Annotated in this window: 3 protein-coding genes; 1 reads left to right on the forward strand and 2 read right to left on the reverse strand. The window is 36.8% G+C overall.

All coding sequences use genetic code 11. The features are described 5' to 3' along the window. Positions 1 to 152 precede the first annotated feature (152 nt). A complete protein-coding gene (locus F7D47_RS09540) occupies positions 153 to 2,681 on the reverse strand; it encodes a GIY-YIG nuclease family protein (RefSeq protein WP_153085878.1) in 2,529 nt (842 codons plus the stop codon). Between the two features lie 357 nt (positions 2,682 to 3,038). On the opposite strand from F7D47_RS09540, the gene F7D47_RS09545 reads away from it, so the two are divergent. Beyond that, positions 3,039 to 3,443: a hypothetical protein gene (locus tag F7D47_RS09545; RefSeq protein ID WP_006847500.1), complete on the forward strand. Its 405-nt coding sequence runs from the start codon at positions 3,039 to 3,041 to the stop codon at positions 3,441 to 3,443. An 81-nt stretch (positions 3,444 to 3,524) separates the two neighbouring features. Here F7D47_RS09545 and F7D47_RS09550 read toward each other — a convergent pair whose 3' ends face one another. Beyond that, on the reverse strand, positions 3,525 to 4,565 hold the full coding sequence (locus F7D47_RS09550) for a hypothetical protein (RefSeq protein ID WP_153108144.1): 1,041 nt from the start codon (positions 4,563 to 4,565) through the stop codon (positions 3,525 to 3,527). Between the last annotated feature and the right edge of the window lie 679 nt (positions 4,566 to 5,244).

The raw sequence follows: 5,244 nt of genomic DNA on the forward strand, positions 1-5,244 counted from the left end.
AGGCTCCGATCCCGATTATCATACCGCCCCGGATCTGTATTATAAGCTGGCGAAAAGGGATGGTTATATGAGAAGTATTTGAGAGAGAAGATTGGAGGGAAATGCTTAGAGAGGTGGAAGAGCCCGCCTCTCTAAGTGTTTAGTGTTCGTAATTATGAAAATTGCATAATACTATCTAGAATTCTCGGAAGTTGGATTCGCGCATCCTCTATGGATTGTTTACATCTCTTTGTTGGGTTACGATATGGGTACGAAGTCATAACCTCATCATAAACATCGACCATGTCTTTATCTACTGTAATATACCTCCCAAACTTGTATCGACTATTTTCATTTTTTAAGCCAGCTAGGAATATTACAAGAGCTATTAGCTTATCTGTAAGTTGCGAATATCCTAGCTTGTGTCTAAATTCACCTATACTTATATTTGCGGCATCATAATCACAATTAATGATATAGGTTCCCTTTTTAAAAGCTCGCTTCATTAGAATGTCATAGTTAGCAAGCATTTCTTCACTATACCTATAATCTGAATGAAATTCTCGGGTTATGTCTTCGAACCCTGCATTTAGCAATATTCGAAAGAATCTTACTCTTGTTTTTATAAATTCATTTGTTGTATCCATAATAATTAATATTAATTTATTTGCTATTTTTTTCATGAAAAGCCACACCATTAATGCTAACCATCCATTCTGTAACGCAACTCTGTATGCAGCAGGGCTACCTTTTTTAAATGCACCACGAGACTCATACTTATGTGATTCTATGAATACATTTTCACGTGACCATTTATAATTATAGCTCTTTGGGCGCTTTAGCCATGTCATTTCTTCAATCCACCCGTTATCTATAGAAGCCCTATAGGCACCAGGATTCCCCCATCTGAACTCGCTGCGTGAAGAGTATTTATGAGATTCATCCAATGTATTCTGCTTATTTTGCCAATAGCCCTTAGGCTTTACATTAGAAACGAACCAATTCATCTCTTCTATCCATTTGTATTTTACAGCTTTTGAATATGCTGTTGGCGCCATCTTTTTAAATTCCATTTTAGTTGAATATTTGGCACCTTCTTCGAATACACGTTCTTTTGTCCAATAGCCTTGTTCTCTCACTTTAGTTTTTATCCAAGGCATTTTTTCCCATAGATTGTGTTTTAATGCATAATCATACGCAGCATGACAACCTTTGCGGAAATCAGTTCTCGTTGAATACTTTTTAGATTCTTCTATGACATGTTCTTCATTTTGCCAATAACCTTGAACGGCTTGATCATGAGCTAGCCATGTCATTTCAGATTCCCATTTATGTTTCCTTGCAGAATAATGAGCAGCAGATGACTTCCAAAAGAATTCATTCCAAGTTTTATATTTCTTCGATTCTTCAAAGACATGTTCTTTTACATTCCACCAACGAGGCGGTTTTCTTTTGCTGTAGAACCAAGAAAAAGTTTCTTCATTCATCATCTTGTATTTAAGAGCTGCATCATAAGCACCTGCAGCTTTTGTAAAAAACTCTGTAGGCGTTTTATATTTTTCTGCTTCTTTTATTACTTTGTTTCTTGTCCACTTATATACGAGACTGCCCAAAGAGCCAATGTTCTCACCAGTAGCATTGATATTATTAAGCAATGTATAATGGAGAATATCTCTGTAATAAAGGGATTGTATTCGCTCTTCACGCTGTCTTTCTATGATAGTAAGTCCTTCTCTCAATATTTTATATTTAGGGACATTTTTACCTTCGTTTGCGAAATATTTAAACACAGAATCATTACTATTAGTTCTGTGTTCGTAATCCCTGCGGTCAATATTGTTGGTGGCTCCTACATAAGCATATTTCTTGTCCTCATCAATATAAACATAAATCTTATGTATAGGTCCTTGTATGACACGTTCATACCCCTTTGGCTGGAACCACGTCATTTCTATAAGCCACCCGTTTTTCCATGCGGTAGCATAAGCAGAAGGAGCTTTACGGCGAAAATCACTTTTATACTTATATTTTTTGGCTTCTTTGAAGACAGTCTCCTTATTTTTCCAATGCCCCTTTTTTATACGATTTGCTTTCTTTAGCCAAGTCATTTGATCTAGCCAATTGTTATCGCTTGCTGTCTTGTAAGCAAGGTAATTTGCATCACAAAACTCTTTTACTGATTGATAATTATGGGATTCCTCAAAGACATTTTCTTTGATTTTCCAATATCCATCAGGTTTGCGTTCTGCTTTCGCAAGCCAAGTCATTTCATCCAGCCATCCGTTATCCTTTGCTAAATTATAAGCAGTATAACATGCTTCTCTGAATTCTTTTAAAGTTTTATACTTATGAGATTCATTAAAGATATTCTCTCTTGATTGCCAAAACCCACGTATAACCCTTGTTCTTTTAAGCCAAGTCATTTCGTCAAGCCACCCTTTTTTTCTTGCAACTGCATATGCTGACGCATTTTTGCGGTTGAAATCACTAAAGAACGAATATTTTTTTGATTCTTCAAAAACTGCATCTTTCGTCCATTTGTTTGGTTTTGGTGCAGGGTGAACCAACCAAGTCATTTCGTCTAACCAACCATTTATATATGCAATATGGAATGCGCCAGAACTCCCCTTTTTGAATTCTGATCTAGAAGAATACTTTTTGCTTTCTTCAAATACATTTTCCCTTGTCCACTTTCTTGCCATATCTCTATATTTTTTATTTTATCAAAGATAATTATTTGCTTGCAAAGATATATGAAAATCCACAACAATGCAAATGATAGCGTTGTTATCAATGCATTTTAACTTTATTTATATGCTTATGCTATTTTGTGTGGCTTTTTATGGGTAGTTACATTATAACTAGTCTGTGTTTAATAATGTTAAGTTGAAATGTTATGGAACATTTTTTCTATCAAACTAGCTTGATTATCAAAAAAATGAATTACCTTTGCAGTGAGCTTTGTAGGGTGGTTTATTAACTGCTTCTGGAGCTACAATCGGTTAAATTTAAAAAATTCTACAACATAAGGTTGTTATTGTAAATAAACGTATTTTAATATGGATGACGATAGAAAATTTGAAATTTCTTCAGCAGTCGGTACTACAGTATTCTTTATTTCCTGCATTGGGATAGGTAGTTACGAAGAAGCTGTGCATGAAGGCTATGAAAGCATTCATGAAAAGTTGCCTATGGAAACCGTCTTTACAAGTAGTTTGGTTACGGGGATTGTATTGGCTATAATAACATGGTTGATTGTTACTTTTGTGGATTGTCTCAAGAGGGCAAAAGAAAAAGATGAGTTAACAACATGGGGGCTTTTTAAGAAGGAAGTATTCTCTAAAAATACATTGTTGGCATTAACAATTCTGATTGTCGTTTCAGTTCTAATAGCTTTTCTTGGAATATTGTTTATAGGCTTGGCTATTTTCTTTTTACCTCTATTGAAGGGAAAATTTAAATGATGGCAGGATTATTATTCTGCCATCAATACGACTCCAACCTTCACACTTTTGCCGCAATGAGGGCTTGTATTTAGAGATATTTTATTGCGGAGTGTTGTACCAGCGGTCACACGTATAGCGTGTTTGACTTACGTCGTATAGCGATACAACTGGGCCGTACTGAAGATAGATAAAAGAAGCCGGATTGTCCTTTAGTAGGTAACTACCTAAAGTGACAGTACCATTCTTTGTCTCGTAGGTAGTTGTGAAGTCTATCACGTCACCTATTACAAACTGGACGGTTCCATCAGCTTTGAAAATCATTTTTGCTTCATATGTTTTCGCTGTGCCGTTTTTGGTGTCCGTCAACTGAACCTTATTGTACCATGTGCCATGTAAAGCCCCATCGTGGATTGTCTCGTCGGTCTTGTCTTCTGTCATGTTCTTATGGTAGTAAATATAGCAAGACTTTCCATCTGTACCTGTACCAACGATATATGGCTTTGGCTCTGTTATCGTTATTGAGCCAGGTTTGTCAGAACTGATAGTTCCACCAGATGTATCTTTCTCTGTATGTACGTTGCTATATGTACCATGAAAAAATTTGCTAGCATCAAAATTTGGTTGGGTACTCGATGTTATTGCTGCTGTTAGTTGGTTGCCATCTAACTGCCATGTTCCGAAATAAAGGTAAGCTTGGCTTGTCAAACCGCCAGTTGTAACGTTTGCGCTACTTTCGCATACCAATAGGTGGTTCTTGTAGAAAGAATAAGTTTCGTTGCCAATGGTCCACTCTTTACCAGGGAGATATTCACTTGCGGTAATCAAATCATCTTTGTCACCATCATCGTCGCTGCCGCCGCAGGCAGTTAGGGATATGGTGGTAAATGCTATCGTCATGAGGGCGATAATTTGGCGTAATGTTTTCTTAGATTTCTTCATTTTCTGATGTTTTTGTTTTTTAATATCTAAATATTTGTTTGCAAAGGTATAAATAAACTCCGAGAAAACCACAGCTTTTTGAAGTTTTTTTAGCAAGCAAGGAGTATTTATTTTTTTGTTTGTGATAGTGATGGTTCTATTAGCATTATAATTATTATCATAATCATCCCAGAATGCATCATCTTTGCATTTGACGTTCACGTCTTTCGTCCTCTTTTTCGATTTCTTTTCCGGTTTATAAGTTTTTTGAGTGTTAAAATGTTGGTTGAATGGGGGATTTTTAAAAGCTTTTGCCCTTACAGGGCGCAAGGTTGATTGCTGGTTTACACAGGGCGAGTGCCCTGGGCTAGGAGTTTCTGCCCCTTCAGGGCGTGTGGGGCATGGACTATATTTTTTACTAAATTACCATTTTCCCAAGAAACATGGGATTTTTCCCAATAATGCCTCGATTTTTCCCAAGAAAGCCCCGATTTTTCCCAAATACAGCAGTTTATCGGGAAAAGTGTGGGGGAAGGCTTGCAGGAAAATGAGGGTGTTTTATTGGCATTTTGTTAATATTTTGCGATTTTTCATTGATTTTTCCCTACTGAGCGAGTAGCCCATTTGTTTTTCCCAAGAAATGCCCGATTTTTCCCAAATACTTGGGTTTTTCGGGGGAGTTGTGGGAAAGGGATTGTTTTGCCTTTTTTTCTGCAGTACTTTTGCAGCGTCGAAGAAACAAGACAACGCTGAATTGTTTAGTGTTCTTGAATCCCCTTCGTACATTTATATTATATGTATACTCAGATTATGAGAGTGGTGCAGCAGGGCGAGACCTTCGCTGTGCAGAGTCAGAAAAGTGAGAACGGACAGATGATGAAATGCAACATCGTTCTCCAGG

This window comes from Segatella copri, from assembly GCF_009494835.1.
Taxonomy (GTDB): domain Bacteria; phylum Bacteroidota; class Bacteroidia; order Bacteroidales; family Bacteroidaceae; genus Prevotella; species Prevotella copri_F.